This window comes from Mycobacterium sp. SA01, from assembly GCF_041287105.1.
Taxonomy (GTDB): Bacteria; Actinomycetota; Actinomycetes; order Mycobacteriales; family Mycobacteriaceae; genus Mycobacterium.
Genome location: NZ_JBGGNO010000019.1, coordinates 1 through 19,661, shown reverse-complemented (window position 1 = coordinate 19,661; position 19,661 = coordinate 1). Strand labels below are relative to the sequence as shown.

Genomic DNA, 19,661 nt, shown 5'->3' with positions numbered 1-19,661 from the left:
CCCGGCGAGGGCGTGATACCAACTCAAGTTCAGCGTTTGGTCGTGCCCGAATACAGTCATCTCGTGAGTTCTGTCGCGGAGGGTGACTGCTCCTCGGAAGCCGAGGCCAAGCTCCCTCGGGAGGTCTGGGTTCTGATTGCCGCCAACGCGGTGATCGCCCTGGGGTATGGCGTGGTGGCGCCGGTGCTGCCGCAGTTCGCCCGCAACTTCGGCGTGAGCATCAGCGCCGCGACGTTCGTTATCACCGCGTTCGCGTTGATGCGGCTGTGCTTCGCCCCCGCGTCGGGCATGTTGGTGCAGCGGCTGGGGGAGCGGCGGATCTACGTCAGCGGCCTGCTGATCGTGGCCTTGTCGACCGGGGCCTGCGCGTTCGCCCACACCTACTGGCAGCTGTTGGTGTTCCGGGCGCTGGGTGGAATCGGCTCGACGATGTTCTTCGTCTCCGCGCTGGGACTGATGATTCGGATCAGCCCGCACAACGCCCGCGGCCGGGTGGCGGGCATGTTCTCATCGGCGTTCCTGGTCGGCTCGGTGGCCGGCCCGCTGCTCGGCAGCCTGACCGCGGGTCTCGGCCTGGCGGCGCCGTTCCTTATCTATGGAGCCGCACTCTTGATCGCGGCGGCGGTGGTGTTCATCAACCTGCGGCACTCGCATCTGGCCGCCCCCGCACCCGCCGACGAACTGACGGTGACTCTCCGGGTGGCGCTGCGGCACCGGGCCTACCGGGCGGCGCTGCTGTCGAACTTCGCGACCGGGTGGTCGGCCTTCGGGCTGCGGGTGGCGCTGGTGCCCCTGTTCATCACCGAGGCGCTGCACCGCGGGCCGGGTGTCGCAGGCGCGGCACTGGCCACCTTCGCCGCCGGCAATGTCGCGGCGGTGATTCCGTCGGGGCGATTGTCGGACCGGACCGGTCGGCGACCGCTGCTGATCATCGGACTGGCGGCGTCCGGGTTGACGACGGCGGTGGTCGGGGCTGCGACGTCGCTGCCGGTGTTTCTGATCGGTGCGTTCATCGCCGGTGCGGGGACCGGGGTGTTCACCGCGCCGCAGCAGGCCGCAGTGGCGGACATCATCGGTAAGGCACGCGGCGGGACGGCGGTGGCGACATTCCAGATGATGTCGGACCTGGGGTCGATCGTCGGCTCACTGGGTGTGGGGGAGATCGCCCAGCACCTGTCGTTCGAGTGGGCATTCGCGGTCAGCGGCGCCATCCTGGTGTTGGCGTCGATCGGGTGGCTGCTGGCGCCGGAGACGCGGGACCGGCCGCCGTTGGAGCACACCCCACCCCGGCCGCTGGGGCCGGAGGCCGCCGGTGAGCTGCCGTAGCGCGGTGGCTTCCGTGGGATTGCACTGGCGCAGGGAAGTGCGAGTAGGCGTCTGCGTGAGTTCAATCTCGACGCGGTCTCGCCGCATAGTGCCGGCCGCTGCCTGCTCTGAACAGCGATTTTGAGGCGCGGGCGCCCGTGGTGTAACTTCGGTGGGCACACCTGGGGCTATGGCGCAGTTGGTAGCGCACCACACTGGCAGTGTGGGGGTCAGGGGTTCGAATCCCCTTAGCTCCACCAGGCAAGGCAGCATCCTTTCGGGTGCTCAGCAGGTCGTTTGACGACAGTTCTGACGACAGTTCGACTCGGCCGGGTCTGTCTTAGAGCCGAGCCGTAAACGAAAGTCTTCGCGCCTGCATAACATCGCGCCATGACCGATGCGAAGACTCCGTCTTGGTTCGAGATCGCCGAACGTCTACTGCTGGCTGCGAATGCCGAGCTAGGTTATTCGCTTCTCACCGGTATGCCGCCAAATCCGGTTTCATTGGTAACCACTTTCGGCGACGCTATGGCCGAGCGGCGACGAGGGCGCGGTCAGGAGTTTCTACAGCCGATCGTCGAGGTGGTCGGCGCAGACCGTCTGCTTGCGAAGATCGAGGGAGACCCCGCACTAGAATCTCTCCTTTGGAATGGTCTTCAAGGTGCGATGGCGACCGCACTCGAAGAGAAGCGCATCTGCCTGGCACGGGTTGTTGCGACAGCCCTAACGGACGACGACAAGGTCGACGAAGCTCAGTTGTTGGTCTCGGCGTTACAAGAGTTGGAGGGTCCGCACATCGCTGCGCTCACTCGCCTGCGCAAAGCTGATGATGAGAATCAACATAATCCTGGCGTCAACGACGAGATTTTGAACTCGGCCCTGAGAAGCGAGTTGGCCCCCGTGCTTGCTCACTTGCTGCGTGCTGGCGTTGTATTCTTTGGCTCGGTGCAGGGGCGTGACGGCCTGTACCGCATCCCGGATCCGAGGACATACGGAATTACAGGCGTAAATGAATTCGGCCGCAGGATATTGAAAGACCTCGAATCAATAGCAGTCGAGTAGTCTTCGACTCTATGTGCATTCCCGCTCACTGCTGAGTCGTCGCGCGAGGAGGGTGCGGGAAACATCCACGGTCCATAGGGTCCGCTGATCCGGTAGACGGCAGACCATTGCGCATTAGCATGGCTGGCACCGCCGAACCCGATAGGGTTAGCTTGTCGTCTGCCAGTGACTCTGGGCCAGACGAACCGTCGAGACAGTCTGGACTAGATGGGAGGACGCAACTTTGCGCGCCCAGTCGGCCGTTGATCAAATCGCACAGCGAGCTTCCTAACTTGGCACCCAAACCAGCCACCGAACAGCCGGGAAACTCTTTCAAGTATCTCTACTGGCGTTTATCAGAGGGACAGTTTCAGCAATTATGTGGATCTCTTCTGCGCCAGAAGTATCCGTCGGTTCAGTGTCTTCCAATTGGCATGGCCGACGGGGGCATCGACCAGATGGTTGATGGCAGCATCGTCTTCCAGGACAAATGGACCTCAAAGTGTCTCCAAAACCCCGAGACATGGCTCGACAAAACTATCGATGGTGAGCGCGAGAACATCAAGCGCCTCGTCCGCGAAAAGCGCATCTCAAGGTACGTCCTCATGACCTCTGTTGCTGGGACCACGACTGCGAAAGGGACGGGCAGCATTCAAAAGCTGCAGCCGAAGCTGGACGGTTACACGAAGGAATTCAAGATCCCAGTCGAATGCTGGTGGCAGTCGGACATCGATGCAGAGGTCGATGCTGCGCCAGATGCAATCAAGTGGTCCTACCACGAGATGCTCGCCGGCACAGAGGCGATGCGCTACCTCATGCACGGATCGCAAGTCGAAGGCCAGGCGGCGCGCATGCGCGACACGCTGATACTGGTCATGGCGAGTCAGTGGCGTGAGGACTCAAAAATAAAGTTCTCGCAGTTTGACGTACCCCATGCCAATATCGCTGATCTGTACGTCGACGTCCAAGTCTCGCTACAGTCAGCTCCTCGAAATGCAGTTGACGCATTCTTCAGCAAGAGCAACCACTCGATGTATGAGTCGCTGGGTGCGGTGTCGTACATGCTTCGCACCACTGCGCCGCTTACCTACCTCCTTGGAGTTCCGGGGCAGGGTAAATCGACACTGGGACAGTATCTCTCGCAAATGCACCGCGCAGCGATTCTCCCTGGTGACACGGTTATCGGCGGCATGCCCGCCGAAGCTGAGGTGGCCGACCCGAAGCTACCCCTACGCCTTGACTTGAAGGACTATGCGGCGTGGCTGTCTGGCGATGACCCATTCGGTGAAGACGAGACGTCGCTACGTTCGAAGCCTCGTCCGAAGTCGCAGCGCAGTCTTGACCTTTTCATAGCGAAGTTCTGTGAATTCCACAGCGGCGGAAGAGAAGTCACAGTGGAGGATGTTCAGAGCTTACTAGAACGTTACCCGACCTTCCTGGTGCTCGATGGCCTAGACGAGGTCGCAGACCCAGAGTTGCGAGCTGTCATCGTTGATCAAATCAACTTGACCTGCACTCGAATGGGCCTGGTGTCGAAAGCGCGTCAGTTCCAGGTCCTCGTCACAGCTCGGCCAAACGCATCCGGCCTATCGGAGCCGGATAAGGATATGTTTCAAACGCTGCGCTTAAAACCACTCGACACCAAACTGCAGCGACAATTCCTGGGCAAGTGGTGCGACGTCAACGAAGTTTATGGCTCAAAGCGCCGCGAACTACGCCGTATTTTTGAGCATCGGACTGCCCACGAGCACGTCGCCCAGCTTGCCGATAATCCCATGCAACTAACTATTTTGTTGTTTCTCATAAACAAGAACGGCGAGTCGGTACCTGTCGCTCGCACGCCACTTTATCGTGATTACCTCGAGGCGCTTCTGAGTCGAGAGGTCACACGTAAACAGATTGCCCGAGAACAAGTTCCGTATGTAAAGGAAGTAACGGCATTCCTTGGCTGGCACATGCACTCGGGAGTGGAAACCAGCCCTGCGGCGGGGCGGATGACGCAAGCTGACATTGAAACCTCGCTTCTGATTTACTTCCAACGGACAGAAGGGCCTTCTCAACAGGTCGCGACCTTGTTCAAGGCGGCAACAGACCGGTTTTGGGCGCTTTCAAGCAAAGTGGAACATACCTTCGAATTCGCAGTTCAGCCCTTGCGCGAGTACTTTGCTGCCAGCTTCTTGGCGGACTGGGCCGGCCGCGACCGTCTTGAAGTACTTTCCAAACAAGAAGTGCTTAGGCACCTCGTCGCCCGACCGTATTGGCTCAATACCGCCAGGTTCTACGCCGGGTTTGCGTCACCCAACGAACTTGCATCTCTTCGATACGGTCTGGAAGAGCTGATGGAAGAGCAGCGACATCCATTCCAGGAACGGACGGCCCTCTGGACGCTCCTCAGCGACGGGATATTCGCCAACAGCACTACAGTCCAGCGGGATGTCGTCTCGCTCGTGACTGACGACCTTTCCGTGATTCTTGTTGCGAATCACCCTGACGCCATCGCGAACTTCCCGAGCTTGGCTCACGGTAGCGGGGCCGGTCAGATGACATCGAAACTACTGCAAATGATCTCGGAGAATCCGCATAGTGGGCTAAACAGGAGCCGAACTGCGATCCTTCGTGACAAGACAGGGGTCGGTGCGGACGAGTTTCTGTCTTGGTGGAGACCACGCTTTCAGTCTGCTGCGTCGACGCAGGCAGAGCAGACTGCATGGCTGAATATCGCTGGCTCGTTTAAGATTCCACGCTTGCTGGATGGTGACCTAGCCACGCTTACCGTCGATGGAGCTTCGAGCTGTCGAGCGGCGTTGTACGCCAATGCCTCTCCCAGAGCTCGCTCACCACTCGACCGAACGCTTCTCGCTGGGGTCCTCAGCGGTTGGTGTTCCGATGTATCGACGTCCTCGACCAGCGAGGCTGGTGCGCTTCTTCGCACCATGAGGCCCCAGTGGTTTCAGCATAATCCCGCGTTCAATGGTGAGCCTTCGTTGGGAGTTGCAGACCACCTGCTCCCAACGGAAGCGGACCGCACTGCCCGAACTGCAGCGTGGCGCACTCTCGTTGAGATTGACGATCGCTACCGAAACCTTCAGAAGGCCTGTCGCCCCGGCATGGGTCAGCAGGGAACAACTGAACCATGGCAGAAGCCAGCGATAATACTCAAACAGCTACATGGACCTAACTGGCTTGCTGCCGAAATCGCCATCACCGGCGCCGCGAACCGATCTGTCAAACACTCGGGAACGTTCACCAGGGGCGGCCAGCCTTTCGGAAACGATGTGGATTACGGAACCCTCGTCTTGCGAATCCATCAACAGCCCGACGAAGCCTGGTGGGCGTCTATGTACCAGCGTCACGCCGATGGCCTCTCACGTCGAATGTGGGTACTAGCGCTTATCGCCGCCGCCGAACCTCAGATCGTGTTCAGGCAACTGGACAAAGTCGATGAGGTGTTATCCGGTCTTCCGCAGGACGAATTCGACAGTCTCGCAGACTCTTCGAGCCGTATCGGTCGAGGTCAAGCCTGCAGACGACTGGGTGACGGCATCTGGTCTCGATTGGGTGATGTCAGTGACCGCACACTATTGCTCGTTACACACTTCACTGCCAGCCTGGCAGCGAATGACCCGCTCAGCGCCCTCAGTGACGAGCGGCTGGCGCGGGCCGCCCTGTCGACAGCGTCCTCTTGGCCCATCGCCCGAGCGATGGCGGCTCGAATGCTCGGAGGTGGAAGTGCGGCGCTGTTGCGCGGGCTGACCCGGCTTGTCGGCACGCGCCCTCCTTCGACGGACCTCGATGTCGAGTCCTGGGAAGACGCGGTTCTCGCCGACCCGGCGTCCTTCCCGGTCTCCTGGGTTCTTGAAGCGGAGCAGCGCCGGTCCTCAGCTGTGCACGAGTCACCGCTCGAACAAGTCGCCCTCCGAGAGGAATGGCTGCCAAAAGTGCCACGGCTTTAGCCGAGCTGCACTTGGGTGGTGCGGCTCGAACGTGACGCTTACCCACATGCGAGAAAGAGCGACAGACTTAGCCCGTCTCACCAGTGGAAGCGAACAGCGACCCCATCGAATCCAAGGCGTCCCGTTGAACCGCCTCAATGACCTCAACATAGGTGCCCGTCGTCACTGTTATTGAGCTGTGGCGCAGGATCTTCTGGACCGTGGCGGGCTGAACGCCCATGGTGAAGAGCAGCGTCGCACAGGAGTGCCGTAGGTCGTGGACTCGGAGCTGTGGCACGTCCGCCTTTTCGCATAATCCGTGGAACATGCGGTTGACGTTGCGTGGCTCCAGAGCGCCGCCCTGAGTGGTTGTGAACACCAAGCCGGTGGCGCGCCACGCTGAGCCGGCCGCCAGGCGCTCCTCAAGCTGATTCCGGCGATGGTTAGTCAAGATGGGCACAAGCGTCCGGGGTACCGGCAAAACCGCAACGGAACCTTCAGTTTTGACGTTCTCTAGCTTCAGTTGTCCGTCAACGCGGTGCAGCGCTCGCCTGATTGTGATCCGCTCCGCGTCGAGGTCGACGTCGGACCATTGCAGCCCGAGCGCTTCACCGCGACGGAGTCCCATCGCCAATGCGACCGCCCACAACGCATAGAGGCGCGTCGCCTCAGCGGTCTTGAGGAAGCGCATCGCCTCCGCTCGCGTGAAAGATCGGACCCTCCGGTCATCGGTCACGCGCAACTGAACGAGTCGGGCAACGTTGCGACTCAGCATCTCTTCATCGACCGCATCCTGCAGAGCAGCCCGGAGCACGCGCAGAATGTGACGAATGGAGCTGGCGGACAACGTGTCATTGCAGCACTTGGCAGGTACGAGAGCGCAACACCGTTCCTGCGACTTGCGCGCTCGCGCTGCATCCTTCCCTTGGGCGCAGCATTGGCATCGGGTCTGCAGTCCGGTCAGCCACGCGCGAATATGCGAGGCCTGCAGTGACTTCAGCTTCCGATTGCCAATGCCTGGAATGATGTGCAGGCGCACGTCGCCCTCATAGGTCGCATACGTCGTGCGCCGAACACTAGGCTCCGCAATGTGCTCTAGCCAGTAGGTCATATACTCGGCGACCGTCAACGTCGTTGTTGCAGTGGGTATGCCGCGTCGCTGTTGATCGAGAACCTTGCCAAGTTCGTCCAGGGCGGCCCTCTCGTTGTCGCCGTAAACACTGATGCGCTTCCGCCGCCCGTCTGGCGTGTCGACGAAGACCTTGGCTTCCCAGCGCCCATCAGCTCGCCGATACACACCACCCTGGCCGTTCGCGTTGCGTCGCGCCTTACCACCAGCAGCCATCACGCGGCTCCTTCAATCAAGCCGGAAAGGTAATCATCGAAAGATTGCCGCACGATCCGCCGGCACCTACCGATCTGTACTGACTTGACACGTCCGTCCCAGATCAGCCGGTACACCATCCATCGACTGACTGCGAGACGATCCGCCGCCGCCTGCAAGGTAATCAGCTCAGCACTGAATTCAGTATGCATCGGACCTCCTCTCGGTGTGAAGCAATCGGGAATGCGGGAATCGTTCATTTCGCTCTGGTTTCGTCGGAAGTGAGTTGTGCTGTGTACGAGGAATTTCCATGTGGTCGCGCAGTGCCGAACCGGTCATCTGATCGGTTCTCTCGCATGCTCATGTCGACCAATCCGGTGGTGACGATTGGTCCTGTGTCCAGCGATTCGCACGGACGATGTGGCGATGCTCGATCATTCGGTGCGCCGCAGACACGACCAAAGTGCGTTCACCGAGATTGCCCAGCCCGGCTCGATCGAATGTCCATTCCATGTCTTCGGCACCATGTAGCACACGATGACGATCGTCGGTCGCCACGTCTAAGCGGTGATGGCGTTGCTCCCGAGTCCACTCTGCTCGATGCTCCCGCAGCGCGCCCATCGTGGTGGAGAACAGCCGGGACTTAGTGGTGATATGCCCACGAAAGCCTAGAGTGTGCAGCCACCGGTCTATCCCCGAGTAGGCGCCATGGTCGGCTAGATCGAGGATTGTGGTCAGAATCGCGCGGACGTGTGTGGTGACGTCCAAATCGGGAACCGCGAGCGGTGACATCCGTCGGATTCCAACGCCGAAGTCGGCGACGGATTTGGTTACGTACTTGGCCAGGTAGGCCGCCACCGATCGACGCGACCGGCGAGGCGTTCCCGTGTCGCAGTCACCACTGTCGGACTGCAACGGCCGTGCATCCGTCTGGGTGCCGAACTGTATTTCACGGCTACTGATTTCAGCGCCGCGTGCTGGGGCGGCGACACTGAGTGCGACGCCGCTCGCGGCCTGATGGATCAGGAGGGCCAGGTCGGTTGCTGTGATTGAGGAGTTGGGTGGTGTTGGGGGTTGGCCCGGCTGGGGCGGCTCGTCGAGGCGGATTACGGCGTGGAAGTGCGGGATCGCGCGACGTTGCATCTCGGTCACCTTCACGAAGTTAATTCGGGCAGCGGTGGGGGATTCGCCGAGCGCGCGTAAGCGTCTACGCAACAGTCGGCGCAGTGCGATGGTGAAGCGCCGCCACAGTTCAGGGGCATGCCAGGCGAACAGGACGTGCCCCATGTAGTCGTAACAGTCCTCGCAGAGTGGCTGACCGACGTGAGCATCGCCGTCGTGGTGGATGGAGCTGCACCACAGGGGTCTCCCGTGCTGGCAAATTCGGTGGGCATCAAGGCCCCGGTCGTGACACCGCCGAGCCTGGCCTCGCTGGCCGTCATCGCGTGTGGTGTGCACGGCCCCGAAACTGGGCGCGGTCAGCGTGACGAACACCTGAGGGTGTTCGGCGACGGTGGGCGGCAGATCGTGATGGCCACCGTGCAGGCCGGCGTGTACGAGTTGCCAGGTATCGCGGGCGTAGAGATCGGAGCAGGACGGGCAGGCGACTGCGCGTCGGTTGTTGCATCGGGTCCACACCCGAAGCTCGCGACCGAAGCTGTCGGTTCCTGTCAGACGGATCGGATTCGCACAGAACCCAGCATTCTCCGCTTTAGTCCACCAGGTCTCGAAGTCGCGGGAGGCGACGCGACGGACCATCTGCGCCACGACGCCAGTGGTGTCGGTACCGGCCGGAAGGCCTGGCAGTGTCGAAACCGCAATGCCCAGCGCAGCAGAGGTCATGACTGGCGGCCTTCAGTCTCGGTGGTCCGAGGATGCGCTCTTGTGGGGGCAGAGCGAGCGACGAGATCATCAATGGCGGAATCGGTGACGTGGAAGGCCCGAACCCGCAACGGTTCAGCGCTGCCGTCAGTGCAGACGTAGCCGACACCGGGAGTACCGGTGGAGATTCGATCACACAAGGCGCCGGCTTCTCGGGCGGCGGCTCCGAGCACCATCGCGGTCTGGGTGGCTTCACTCATGCGCAGTCCGACCCGGATGGAGAAGAGCTGCCGGATGGGTAAAACATCTTTAGACGGGTCCTGTACAGCGGCGACGACCGAGATACCGACTGCGCGCCCCTGGGACAGCAGGAGCCCCAGGAGCTGCTCAACCTCGGCCCGTGTTCTGCGGTCCCCGAGATAGGCAGTCAGTGAGGCGATTTCGTCGATAATCAATACAATCAGCGGTGCGGAGACACTCGGAGTGTGAAGCCGGGTCTTCCCCCGCAGCCGTTGCGCACGTTTCTGCATCACCGCGACAACCGCCCGCAGCGCAGCGATTGTCTGTTCACCGCTGTCATGGGCAAGCGAGGTGAACAACGCTTGCCCGCGCCCGAACTCCATCCCTCCCTTGGGATCTACGACGATTAGGCGTACGGAGCCCGCCCGCACGGCGGGGCCGACGGCGGCAATGATTGACCAGAGCACCGAGCCCTTGCCAGAGCCGGTCGCGCCTGCGACCAAGATGTGCTGTCCCAGTAGCGGCAGGCGCCAACGCTCACCGGCCTCGGTCAGCCCCACCCACAGGCGGGACAAGTCCGGTGTGGTGTCCCCGGCCGGACGAGCAAGTTGGATGGGCGTCGTCAGCGGATCGCCGTGATGGGCGGTGATGCGGATCGAGCCCGGTCGGGTCGAGCGAATGGTCACACGCTGGGCGCTCAGCGCTTCGGCTAACGCGTCACCTCGGGATTGCCAGTCGGCCAACGACTGGCCCGTGAGGATGCGGACCTCGAGAACGTCGCTCGTGGCACCGATCGTGACCGAACGCAGACTCGGCACCATGACGTGACCGTCGAGACCGGCGGTTAGGCCACACAGCGTGCAGACCGTGGCCCATCGGCCTCGATAGATACCCCATGTGCGCCACTGGACCCGCAGACGTACCGTCACCCACTGACGGAACGTTTTGGGGGATAACAGAAACCAGCTGAACAACGCGAGAGCCGACCAGATCGCCGCCAAGAGGCCGACCAAGGGGCCGCAAGTGATGGCCATCCAGACGCTTGTGATGGCCGGAATGCTGATCATCGGAAACAACACCGATGCCCATACCAGCGCGGCTGTCACTTGGGCGAGCGCCGTGGCTGCACGGAGGGCGGTGTCATCGAAGTCCGAGTGGTTGGGATGAGAGCGGTTAGAGCGGTGAGCTCGTGGGTGGCCAGGCATGGCAGACCTTCCGGCAGGGTTGCGGGATCAGGGCGAGGAGAGGCTTCGGCCGAACGGGCGCAGCACCACACCCGCTTGGTGTGCGGTGCTGCGCCCACTCGACGAAAGGGTCAGGCGGCGGGCTTGCTTGTGCCGCCGGTTACGCCGCTCGGTGACGCATTCCTAGGTGCGGCAACGACTCCTGCCAGTGGCGCACCTGATGCGCGGATCGCCTCGGCACGGAACGCGACTCCGCTGCGACTGTCCTGGCTCCACGGCAAGGCAACCAGGCCCTCGATGTGGACTGGCTGCCCGACCGTCACATTCGGGTCGCCGGCGACAGTCACCGTGATTACGTCCCCACCCGTAAAGTCCAACGCCATCACCTGGACCTGCCAGAGCGGCAGACCAGTCTCGCGATCCAGCTTCGGCTGGCCGGTGTCGAAAGCGATGCGCTGTTCGGGTGCCCGCGTGCACACGAACGACACACCGCCGGTGTCAATACGTAGCTTCATTCCAAATGTCCTTCCGGCTGTTTTCTCGCGACCGCTCGGCCGCGACCACCAGTTCAGGCGGACAACTCGGACATTCCCAGGGCATCAGTTAGACAAATCGGACAGGCGCCTGGACAGCGCGGACACTCGCACGACAATCGCGCGCCAACTTTCGTGCTTTGGGCGTCGCTAATGCTGGCACCGCGCTCCTAGCATGAGCAGATCGAGAAGCTACCTGTTCCTAACCACGCGCTGACGGCGCGAATGAGCGAAAAGGGTTTCAGCGAAACCAGACTCGCAACAGCCGCCGGTGTCGACGTCAAGACGGTGGGCCGCTGGGTCAGGGGTGAATCACTGCCCCAAGCGGTCAACGCGCGCGCCACCGCCGACGCACTGGGCTGTGATCCGCAGACGCTTTGGCCAGACATCTTTCCCACCCTGCGCCCACCTGGTACCGGCACTGTCGCGGTCAGTGTGTACCGAAGCCGCGCGGACGTTCCCGTCGCCGTGTGGACCCAACTGTTCGGCGGCGCCGCCGAGCAGATCGACATCCTGGTCTACGGGGGCACCTTCCTCTTCGACGGCATTCCCAGGTTCTGCTCAATGCTCGCAGTCGCTGCCGAACGCGGAGTCGCCATTCGCTTCATCGTGGGTGATCCCGATTGCGCTGCGGTCGGCCAACGCGGGGACGAGGAGACGATTGGCTCAGTCCTGGCCGCTCGCTGCCAGATCACGCTGGCGCGATTGGCTTCACTCGCCGATGCCCCGGGCTTGGAGGTGCGCACACACGCCACACCGCTGTACACGTCGATGTTCCGCGCGGACAACACCCTAATTGCCAACCCGCACCTCTACGGTGCTCCCGCCAGCGACAATCCCGTTCTCTTCATTCGACGCGACGACGCACCCGGGCTGTGGCGCGATCACCAACTGTCTTTTGAACGGGTCTGGAACACCGCCCAGCCGCTACCCACCCCCGCATGACCCCGCCGATTGGAGAACCGCATGGCCCGGACCGACTACTACAACGATCCCCACGCGCCAGCCGCAAACAGCGTGGTGCCATCCACCACCGCCGTCGTCACCGACCCATACGACCGAATCGTGCTTCTCCGAAGACGCGACAACAACCTCTGGGCCTTGCCAGGCGGCGCAATGGAATTGCGCGAATCCATCGTCGACGCTGCGGTTCGTGAAGTGAAAGAAGAAACCGGTCTCGACGTCGATATCACCGGACTCATCGGGGTCTACACCAACCCCCACCACGTGATGGCCTACGCCGACGGTGAAGTCCGTCAACAGTTCTCGCTGTGCTTCACCACCCGGCTGCTGGGTGGACAGTTGCGAGTCGATTCGGAAAGCACCGATATCGCCTGGACGTCGCCAGATGAACTTGCATCGTTGGACATCCACCCCTCGATGCGGCTACGCATTCAGCACTACCTTCAACGCCGCGACAGCCCGTACCTCGGGTAGCCCCGCAGTGGGTAGTCGCTAGCGGGCGGAGGCACTCACTCGCGCTGCCGCCGCCAGCAGGCTCGGAGCCGCGCGCTCGATCGCACGATGTACAGGATCGCCATCCGGGTAACGCGTCAGGATCTCCGTGACCCGATCTTCGGCCCGCACGGGCGTGCCCTGCGGGCTAGTGGTCAAGTCAGCGCACGTCAGCACGTCCAGTAACAACGGCGAGGGTGCCGTGAACTCGGCGAGCACGTCCGCGCGTCCGCGTTCCCGCGCCTCGAACACCGCGCCCGTGTGATAGGCCACCAGCGAGACCACCACCGCAGAGAAGCCCTCGTCGCGAACGAACAGTGCGCCATCTATGGGGTGGAAACCCGTCGATCGAATTGATGGTGCATAACCAACATCGTGAAGCCACGCGGCGGTCACCACCGCGTCGGCATCGACGGCGTCCAAGCCGACGACCAACCGCTCCGCCGTCGCCGCGACACCGCGGACATGGGCCCACCGATGCGGCAGATCGGCCAGTCGCTCCTCAGCGATCGCCCGTGCCCGCACCGTCTCAGTCACCACGATGCAAGTCTACGAATATGCCCGACATGGCACCGACATCATTTGTGTGAAAGATCCACGCCGCGGCGGCTCCCGTCCGCTGGCGCTCCCGTCCGCCACCACGGACCGAATGATTCCTACCGGATCGAGGCTGTGAGAACTTTCTCTACTGTTATCGAGGCTACCGTGAGGCGTATGGAGCCGCAGCAGACAGCCGCGATGGAACTCATGAAGGCCCTGAACGCTCGCCAGGTTCAGTCCGCAATGGCCATGAGGGCAGACGGCTACTCCGTCATCCTCTCTGATGTCCATCCACCGACCACCGTCCACTTCGGGTTCGGACAATTCCGGGAAATCGCCGTGCAACTCATATTCGACGGCAGACAGTCCCCAGTGCGGACCACAGACCCCGACGAGATAGCTGACCTCGTGATCGCCAAGCTCGCAGGCGGCTGAGACCCTCATGGAGGACTCGCGCTGCCGGCGGCGGGACCGCGACCGTCTCTAGGCCATGGGTCATGTCGAATTCCAAATTTTGTGCCGGCTCGGACCGTGCGGAGTCGTCAACCATTCGGGCTGATGTTTTCGGTGAAGTCGCGAAACGCGACATACGGATCATCCTCGGATCGAGGATCATCGTCGGTGTCGCCCTTATGGAACGACTCGCCGGAGATCCCGGCGGCGCCCATAATCACTATCTGGAATGGGCCGGAGTCCGGCGCTGACCAACTCATCGTTCGGCTTTTTGCCTCGTACCAGAGACGGTCGGAGGGATATTTCTCACCTGTCTGAACGACGAGGTCGCCGATAGCGGTGTCTGATATTTGAATCCCGCCCCGTACGAAGCGCAGGTCCGCACGCCCCGTAGGTCCGGCCGATTCGACTGCGGCGGCCGCGGACAGCTTGTAGATGATCCACTGGTTGAGCGAGACGCCTTGCTCGGCCGCTTCGATGGCCAGTCGGCGGTGCTGTTCGGCGCTTGTGCGCAACGCGATGTTGCCGGAGTACCGGCGCTCAGAAAACGGGACCGGGGGAGTTTCGCCGGTGGTTTCCATGTCGTCGAGGATGTCGTCAACGAGGCGAGAGAGTCCGGCGATTGCTTCGCTCGGGGTATCGGCCAGCCAGGAAAGTCTGGGGAATTCGGCGACCAGGCCGACATACTCGTCGTCTTCGGCGGACCACTCAGCCCGGTAGGTGTAGTGACGGGACATCAGCAGTTCTCCTTTCCGGTCGAGTTGAGCTTGTCGATAGCTTCGAGGACTTGTTTTACCTGGTAGGGCTTGGCTTGGCCGTTCTTGTTTTGAATGTTGACCCGAGGTTCGCCATGCCACGGTGTGCGGAACACCGCGTGGCTGGTGCTGCCGTGGCGGGATTCTCCGAAATAGTGCGCGCACACACTGAGCAGGTCCGAGTACCGGACGTTGGTGCGGGACTCCCGGAACGCTGCTACCAGCTTCTCGACCCGACTCATGCGACTATGCTAGCACCGGCGCTAGCACAAGTGTGCAATCTGCAACTACGAGCGCTATCAATTTCTTCCCGCGGAGGTTAGTTTGTCTGCTATGAGCACCCACACTGGGGCGCCTCACGCAAATGGAGGGACGCGCATGAACGAAGTCCTCATCGTCTGCACCGCGGACGGGAAGGGTAAGCCCCACGGCCGGGCTCAGCTAGCGGCAGCTAGATGGGATGACCAGGGGGAGGCCGACATGCAGCTCGTGAAGTTTGGGGAGCCCCTGAGCGCCGGTACGGAGATTAGGCGCGTGGAATACGTCAGCCATTCCGGATATCCCATCGAATGCCACGAGTGCGGCCGCGAAGCACTCGTGGACTTTGACGAAGACGGCGAGGACGCGTGGAGGGAGCGCTTAGTGAAAGCGCTGAAGGATGGCGAGATCGACGTTTCCGGAGAATTGCACGAACCTTCTTGATCAACCCGCCCCAGGAGAGGTGAGGGCGGGCCGCGATGCCAGTCTTACTGGCGGGATCGAGCGCCGCAATTCACTCTGACGGCTGCTTGCGCCGAGCTTTCGCGTTCGCCCGACTCAACGCATCGCACTCCTGTGGTTCCCCCGGCTCAGACGTGGTGATCCCGAACGCATTCCGACTGTTGTCGATCCCGACGACGGTTTAGCGATCACTGCTCGGGATCGTCAGACCACGGCTCTGGCAGACTGAATAGCTGTTGGGGCGTTGTCGCGGCCGGTGTGGAAACCACGTTGCCGTTGTCTTTCGCGGTATGGACAGCGAACGGGAGACTGTTGTCCGAGACCGGTATTGGCGCCCACGGATTGAGCCACAGATTGGGCAAGGTCTTGCCAACCCACCAAGGTTTCAGTGTGCTATCTGCAAAGAGCACACCCGCTATGCGGGTACCGCGCGTGCTTGGTGGTGGGCGCCAGTAGCCGTCTCGTTCGCGAATCAGTTGCGCCGAAGATGCGTCACCCTGGACATAACTGACAGCAACCGAACCAAACAAGGCGTTCACCATCTCGCGTTCGTTGGTCCAACTTGACCAGCTCAGCAACGCAACGACAAGCGGCTCATTCAGCGAGCCGTAACGACGTCCTTTGTTCCGGAGTACAGTCCGGATTTTCGATTCCTCATCGATCACGCGAACGCCATGGAATCCGAGTCCGATGAGCCGTCCGTCGTAGCCGCGACTTTGTTCGTTCACGGGAAGTGCGACGAGCCGCACTTCCCAATCTCGAAAGGCGAAGGTCTCTTCGGCGACGTCCATGGTCGAATCCATGAGCTCCGACAGAAGGTCGTAATCAAGTCCAGAGAGCCAATTCTCGATCGGCTTCACGATCTCGCCAACTGTCGGATGATCGGTCCTATCTCGGTGAATTCCACCTGGACCATGAAGTCGGGATTTTTTGCCTTGTTAATGCTCTCGCGGATCCACGCTTGCCCGGCGGCATTTTCGACCACGTCATCGCCGGCCATCGCGGCACATTCAACGTACATGCCCGATGAGTCACGACTGACGCGAAAATCGGGTCGCTTATCTGTTTCGGGGACTGTTGGGTGCACCTCCACCTCGTAGCCCAAGGCGCGGAATGCGCTGTAGACGTACAGCTCCCACCATGCCGCAAGATGTTGGCCCACATCGTCACTCTGAAAACGGGCGCGGAGATCACCATCGGCGTCTGGGTACTCGAGATACCAGGCTTCAGTCAGTTCACGTGTGCGCTGCCATATTGGATCGCAAGCTCTGTTTAGAAAGTGGTATGCGCTCTCGGTTTCAGACGCAGGACCGCCGTAATGATCGATATACGGGTCGAACAGCTTCAGGTCAGTCACATCAATAATTGTGCCGCGAGGCCGAGACATTAACGACCCCGGCTGCAACCGGACAGAGGCAGCCGCTAGTCAGCAGCAGCCACGCGGACAGAGCTCCGGAGTAGTCGACACGACCCGCGCGATCGCGGCGTCAGTACGGTGTGACATCAGTCGGGAAAGTCGGGCTCGTCCCCCCAGATAGCCGCCCCGGCGGCGTACGCAGTGGCGACTCCGGCGCGGGCGGCCTCGACCGATGGACTGCTCATCTGACCCTTGTCGGTGCCGCGGTACACCACGCGATCGCCAACGATAGTGCCGGCGTAGCGGCCGTTTTGCCGAACACGTTGTCGCCGCGGATATGTCCGATGTACTTGCCGTGTTTGGAGTACAGGTCTGTACCTGAGACCTGTAGTGGGCGGCCTCTCTTGGTGTAGAGCTGGCTCATGTTTCTGCGGTCAGCGACTTCCGCGCTTCCGGTTGGTGTTGTTTCCGCCGCCGCCCTTCAGGGTGTCGTGGTGCTGTTTGTTGCCCTGAATTCTTTTGTTGTTGCGCTGGGAGTTGTTGGACTTCGGCGCCGCCGCCCCCGAAATCAAATTGACGATGTACCCGTCCTTTTTGGCCTTGCCACCTTTGGTCATGACTGCCTTCCTCGATCGTCTCGGTGTTTGGCAGGCAGAACATAACTCTGTGGCCGTCGGACTGTCAGCGATTTTGCAAGCTAGATACGTGGCGCCGGACGGCTTGATCAACCTCAGCGACACCACCCAGGCCCGCCACGAAGGCGAGATTGAAGACAGTGCCCGCAGCTTCATCGCCAGCGCTCGGCATTGAGATTGATGCCGTGGACGTCCGCCGCGCCTGGCCTGATTTTGTACTAAAATAGCGCTAGAATTACGTACATAAGTACGTACAATATAGGTGTGGCCAGCGGGTACAGCATCGAGATCGAGACTAGCGCCGCCAAAGCGCTCACCCGGATCGAACGACCCTTCCGCATCAAAATCATCAACGCCATCGCCGACCTCGGCATGGACCCCCGGCCCCACGGCTGCACCAAACTGTCTGGCCGCACCGACGCGTACCGCATCCGCATCGCGGACTACCGCGTCATCTACACCATCAACGACGGCATCCGCGTCGTCCGAGTCCAGAAGATCGCTCACCGCAGGGAGGTTTACCGATGAGCCGCGAAGACCGCAGCGCCGTCACTACCGGCAAGGAGAACTCCAAAGGTGGCGTGATCAAGGGCTCCAAGAGTGGGCAGTACGCCGTCGTTTCCGGCAAGCCCAGCAGGGGCAAAAGCGCCATTCGCGGTTCTTCGTTGCCGAGTGATCGGATGGTGCCGGTCAGTGAGGCCCGCGCGAACCTGTCCGCGCTGATCAAGCGGGCCGCCGACGGGGACCTGTTCCTGATGAACCACGGCCGGCCCGCCGCGGTGCTGATGTCTCCGGAGCACTACCAGTCGTTGCTCGAAGAGCTGGACGATCTGCAGGACCGCCTCGCCGTGTGGGAGAACGCCGACGCCCCCGCGGTGCCATTCGAGCACGTGCTGGCCGAGCTCCCCGAGGACGACGCGATCGCGAACTTGGGGGTCGGCGTGTTTGGATCGTCGCCGTTACGGGACATCCCCGACGTCGGCTGACCTTGCTCGGCGTTTGCGTCAATCGAATGGGTTGAGTCGGTCAATGGCTTCCACGCGCTTCTCGTCGCGGACCTGGACGTAGATCGCCGTGGTGTTGAGATTGGCGTGCCTCAGCAGTGTTTGGGCGGTGCGCATGTCGGTGGCGTCGCCGACGGGCGTCGAGCCGTACCAGTGGCGCAGCCGGTGAGCGGTGCCGCCGGGGATATCGGCGGCGCCCATGGCCTGCTTGATGATCTGCGACACCGACCGCCAGGTGATCGGCTTCACCGGGCCGGCGGGAATTCCCGGGGGATTACAAGCCCTTGCGTGGCATGTAAGCCGCTGCTTCGATCAGCAGCGGATGGAGCGGCAATTCCGCGGTCTTGTTCCCTTTGCCGGTGACCCGTAGCGCGCGTCTTATCGGATCGATGTCCCGCCGCGAACCTCGGCAATCTCGTGGACCCGAAGGCCGGCTAGTGCACCGATCAGAATCATCACGCGGGTTCGGTGGAGCAGGACGGCGAGCGGCCCGACTCCGGCCCGGGCTACCGGGCCGATGTTCAAGGGCAGGGGAAGCGGATACGTGGCGGTGCTGCTCCCGAACGGGGGTGACGACAGTTTTGACGACAACGCCGACGACAGTTGCTGCCACAACCACGTCCCCTACACGAGAATTTGCCGCCCATCGTGACTGGTCACGGCTTCTGCCCGGTCCTGGCAGTGTGGGGGTCAGGGGTTCGAATCCCCTTAGCTCCACTTTTGGAAAACCCGAGGCCATCTGGTCTCGGGCTTTTTGCTTGATTCGCAGAGAACGCGGGATCCCCTCGTTGCGACCCGCCACCGTGGGGTCGCGTAGGTTCCTAGGGAACCAAACCCACGACCTAACGCCGCCTCCAACGAAAGCCATCATGTCCGAGGATCAGAACCCAGACGTTCCGCCGAATCACCTCTCCATTGATCCGCGCAGCCCCTTCTACAACGAAGAGGTGCTTCTGCGCGACGTGGGCATTCGCTTCAATGGCGCCGAAAAGACCAACGTTCACGAATACAACGTCGACGAGGGTTGGGTGCGCGTGGAAGTCCCGACCGCCAAGGACCGCCGCGGCAATCCGATGGTCGTCAAGGTCAGCGGCACGGTTGAGCCGTATTTCCGATCAGCGGAATAAGGCCACCGGCCTACTCACGCGGCCATCGACCAGTCAGCGCTGCGTCAGTTCCTGGCTTGCGGGCTCGTGTGCGCGTCCGACGTGCGATTCCGCGCGCATCCGCTCGATCATGTGCGGGTAGTGCAGTTCGAATGCCGGGCGCTCCGAACGGATTCGGGGCAGCTCGGTGAAGTTGTGCCGCGGCGGCGGGCACGAGGTGGCCCACTCCAGCGAGTTGCCGTAACCCCACGGATCG

Annotated in this window: 23 protein-coding genes, 1 tRNA gene and 1 pseudogene; 12 read left to right on the top strand and 13 right to left on the bottom strand. The window is 61.8% G+C overall.

Translation table 11 applies throughout. The features are described 5' to 3' along the window. Positions 1 to 63 precede the first annotated feature (63 nt). The 4 genes from AB4879_RS16015 (at position 64) to AB4879_RS16000 (ending at position 6,299) form a co-directional block, all read left to right on the top strand. The gene (locus AB4879_RS16015; RefSeq protein ID WP_370508370.1) at positions 64 to 1,326 is read left to right on the top strand and encodes an MFS transporter; all 1,263 of its coding nucleotides are present in this window, start codon (positions 64 to 66) and stop codon (positions 1,324 to 1,326) included. Positions 1,327 to 1,489: 163 nt separating this feature from the next. Then, positions 1,490 to 1,565, top strand: a tRNA-Ala gene (locus AB4879_RS16010). Between the two features lie 130 nt (positions 1,566 to 1,695). Then, on the top strand, positions 1,696 to 2,367 hold the full coding sequence (locus tag AB4879_RS16005) for a hypothetical protein (protein ID WP_370508369.1): 672 nt from the start codon (positions 1,696 to 1,698) through the stop codon (positions 2,365 to 2,367). 272 nt (positions 2,368 to 2,639) lie between these two features. Then, the gene (locus AB4879_RS16000; protein WP_370508368.1) at positions 2,640 to 6,299 is read left to right on the top strand and encodes an NACHT domain-containing NTPase; all 3,660 of its coding nucleotides are present in this window, start codon (positions 2,640 to 2,642) and stop codon (positions 6,297 to 6,299) included. A 67-nt stretch (positions 6,300 to 6,366) separates the two neighbouring features. Here AB4879_RS16000 and AB4879_RS15995 read toward each other — a convergent pair whose 3' ends face one another. The 5 genes from AB4879_RS15995 to AB4879_RS15975 all read right to left on the bottom strand — a co-directional run bounded on the left by AB4879_RS15995 (position 6,367) and on the right by AB4879_RS15975 (position 11,362). Beyond that, positions 6,367 to 7,623 (bottom strand): tyrosine-type recombinase/integrase, encoded by a 1,257-nt coding sequence (locus AB4879_RS15995; protein ID WP_370508367.1) that lies wholly within the window; start codon positions 7,621 to 7,623, stop codon positions 6,367 to 6,369. After that, the gene (locus AB4879_RS15990) at positions 7,623 to 7,814 is read right to left on the bottom strand and encodes an excisionase family DNA-binding protein (RefSeq protein WP_370508366.1); all 192 of its coding nucleotides are present in this window, start codon (positions 7,812 to 7,814) and stop codon (positions 7,623 to 7,625) included. Before AB4879_RS15990 ends, AB4879_RS15995 begins: the two co-directional genes overlap by 1 nt. A 148-nt stretch (positions 7,815 to 7,962) precedes the next feature. Then, positions 7,963 to 9,444: a replication initiator gene (locus AB4879_RS15985; RefSeq protein ID WP_370508365.1), complete on the bottom strand. Its 1,482-nt coding sequence runs from the start codon at positions 9,442 to 9,444 to the stop codon at positions 7,963 to 7,965. Then, entirely contained in the window at positions 9,441 to 10,868 is a 1,428-nt protein-coding gene (locus tag AB4879_RS15980) for an FtsK/SpoIIIE domain-containing protein (protein ID WP_370508364.1), read from the bottom strand. The genes AB4879_RS15985 and AB4879_RS15980 overlap by 4 nt, the downstream gene beginning before the upstream one ends. 110 nt (positions 10,869 to 10,978) lie before the next feature. Further along, positions 10,979 to 11,362, bottom strand: coding sequence for a hypothetical protein (locus AB4879_RS15975; RefSeq protein ID WP_370508363.1), 384 nt, complete (start codon positions 11,360 to 11,362; stop codon positions 10,979 to 10,981). Positions 11,363 to 11,605: 243 nt separating this feature from the next. Here AB4879_RS15975 and AB4879_RS15970 point away from each other — a divergent pair, with 243 nt between their 5' ends. Continuing rightward, positions 11,606 to 12,325, top strand: coding sequence for a helix-turn-helix domain-containing protein (locus AB4879_RS15970; RefSeq protein WP_370508362.1), 720 nt, complete (start codon positions 11,606 to 11,608; stop codon positions 12,323 to 12,325). Between the two features lie 21 nt (positions 12,326 to 12,346). Then, entirely contained in the window at positions 12,347 to 12,817 is a 471-nt protein-coding gene (locus AB4879_RS15965; protein WP_370508361.1) for an NUDIX hydrolase, read from the top strand. Positions 12,818 to 12,835: 18 nt separating this feature from the next. Here AB4879_RS15965 and AB4879_RS15960 read toward each other — a convergent pair whose 3' ends face one another. After that, positions 12,836 to 13,378, bottom strand: a complete 543-nt coding sequence (locus AB4879_RS15960) for an HD domain-containing protein (RefSeq protein ID WP_370508824.1) — start codon at positions 13,376 to 13,378, stop codon at positions 12,836 to 12,838. A 171-nt stretch (positions 13,379 to 13,549) separates the two neighbouring features. Here AB4879_RS15960 and AB4879_RS15955 point away from each other — a divergent pair, with 171 nt between their 5' ends. Then, entirely contained in the window at positions 13,550 to 13,810 is a 261-nt protein-coding gene (locus AB4879_RS15955) for a hypothetical protein (protein WP_370508360.1), read from the top strand. A gap of 107 nt (positions 13,811 to 13,917) precedes the next feature. Here the strand turns inward: AB4879_RS15955 and AB4879_RS15950 are convergent, their stop codons facing one another. Together AB4879_RS15950 and AB4879_RS15945 are read right to left on the bottom strand one after the other, a co-directional pair. Further along, on the bottom strand, positions 13,918 to 14,565 hold the full coding sequence (locus tag AB4879_RS15950) for a type II toxin-antitoxin system HicB family antitoxin (protein ID WP_370508359.1): 648 nt from the start codon (positions 14,563 to 14,565) through the stop codon (positions 13,918 to 13,920). Beyond that, the gene (locus AB4879_RS15945) at positions 14,565 to 14,825 is read right to left on the bottom strand and encodes a toxin HicA (protein WP_370508358.1); all 261 of its coding nucleotides are present in this window, start codon (positions 14,823 to 14,825) and stop codon (positions 14,565 to 14,567) included. Before AB4879_RS15945 ends, AB4879_RS15950 begins: the two co-directional genes overlap by 1 nt. Positions 14,826 to 14,961: 136 nt before the next feature. On the opposite strand from AB4879_RS15945, the gene AB4879_RS15940 reads away from it, so the two are divergent. After that, a complete protein-coding gene (locus AB4879_RS15940; RefSeq protein WP_370508357.1) occupies positions 14,962 to 15,285 on the top strand; it encodes a hypothetical protein in 324 nt (107 codons plus the stop codon). 206 nt (positions 15,286 to 15,491) lie between these two features. On the opposite strand, the gene AB4879_RS15935 is transcribed toward AB4879_RS15940, so the two are convergent. The 3 genes from AB4879_RS15935 to AB4879_RS15925 form a co-directional block, all read right to left on the bottom strand. After that, positions 15,492 to 16,163, bottom strand: coding sequence for a hypothetical protein (locus AB4879_RS15935; RefSeq protein WP_370508356.1), 672 nt, complete (start codon positions 16,161 to 16,163; stop codon positions 15,492 to 15,494). Beyond that, complete coding sequence (locus AB4879_RS15930) at positions 16,160 to 16,660, bottom strand: hypothetical protein (RefSeq protein WP_370508355.1); 501 nt, start codon at positions 16,658 to 16,660, stop codon at positions 16,160 to 16,162. Before AB4879_RS15930 ends, AB4879_RS15935 begins: the two co-directional genes overlap by 4 nt. A 434-nt stretch (positions 16,661 to 17,094) precedes the next feature. Then, on the bottom strand, positions 17,095 to 17,277 hold the full coding sequence (locus AB4879_RS15925; RefSeq protein ID WP_370508354.1) for a hypothetical protein: 183 nt from the start codon (positions 17,275 to 17,277) through the stop codon (positions 17,095 to 17,097). Here AB4879_RS15925 and AB4879_RS15920 point away from each other — a divergent pair. The 3 genes from AB4879_RS15920 to AB4879_RS15910 all read left to right on the top strand — a co-directional run bounded on the left by AB4879_RS15920 (position 17,276) and on the right by AB4879_RS15910 (position 18,281). Continuing rightward, positions 17,276 to 17,470, top strand: coding sequence for a hypothetical protein (locus AB4879_RS15920; RefSeq protein ID WP_370508353.1), 195 nt, complete (start codon positions 17,276 to 17,278; stop codon positions 17,468 to 17,470). The two genes, AB4879_RS15925 and AB4879_RS15920, sit on opposite strands and share 2 nt — an antisense overlap. Before the next feature lie 89 nt (positions 17,471 to 17,559). Next, entirely contained in the window at positions 17,560 to 17,823 is a 264-nt protein-coding gene (locus AB4879_RS15915; protein ID WP_370508352.1) for a type II toxin-antitoxin system RelE/ParE family toxin, read from the top strand. Next, positions 17,820 to 18,281: a type II toxin-antitoxin system Phd/YefM family antitoxin gene (locus tag AB4879_RS15910; protein WP_370508351.1), complete on the top strand. Its 462-nt coding sequence runs from the start codon at positions 17,820 to 17,822 to the stop codon at positions 18,279 to 18,281. Before AB4879_RS15915 ends, AB4879_RS15910 begins: the two co-directional genes overlap by 4 nt. An 18-nt stretch (positions 18,282 to 18,299) precedes the next feature. Here AB4879_RS15910 and AB4879_RS15905 read toward each other — a convergent pair whose 3' ends face one another. After that, complete coding sequence (locus AB4879_RS15905; protein ID WP_370508350.1) at positions 18,300 to 18,548, bottom strand: tyrosine-type recombinase/integrase; 249 nt, start codon at positions 18,546 to 18,548, stop codon at positions 18,300 to 18,302. Between the two features lie 620 nt (positions 18,549 to 19,168). Between AB4879_RS15905 and AB4879_RS15900 the strand changes: the two genes are divergently transcribed. Further along, positions 19,169 to 19,426 (top strand): DUF3297 family protein, encoded by a 258-nt coding sequence (locus AB4879_RS15900; protein ID WP_370508349.1) that lies wholly within the window; start codon positions 19,169 to 19,171, stop codon positions 19,424 to 19,426. Between the two features lie 33 nt (positions 19,427 to 19,459). On the opposite strand, the pseudogene AB4879_RS15895 reads toward AB4879_RS15900, so the two are convergent. Continuing rightward, positions 19,460 to 19,661 (bottom strand): annotated as a pseudogene (locus AB4879_RS15895) (cytochrome ubiquinol oxidase subunit I); the annotation flags it as partial.